Raw genomic sequence first — 274 nt, forward strand, 5'->3', positions numbered from 1 at the left:
TATACAAACAATTCATCTATTTGCTTATCTACATGTAACGCCAAACTGATTTTATGCAGGTCTGCGTATGGTTGATGATCATTGATAGCTCTTTGTAAAAGTGGAACTACATTTAATCGTTTCATTTCAAACAACATTTTACCAGCAGCCAGTTTTTCAATATCTAATAAGTCATTGATCAAACGACTAAGCTGCTTGCAGTTACTGCTCGCAATCTCAACCAACTTCTCCGCTTTTGTAGGTAGTGTGACCAACTTACCAGACTGCAATAAAC

The 274-nt window shown here is 36.5% G+C and carries 1 pseudogene; it reads right to left on the bottom strand.

Going from position 1 to position 274, the window contains the following annotated elements:
• A pseudogene (locus AAEZ00_RS21180) lies at positions 1–274 on the bottom strand (hypothetical protein); the annotation flags it as partial.

The organism is Shewanella sp. S1-49-MNA-CIBAN-0167 (genome assembly GCF_040310145.1).
Lineage (GTDB): Bacteria > Pseudomonadota > Gammaproteobacteria > Enterobacterales > Shewanellaceae > Shewanella > Shewanella psychromarinicola.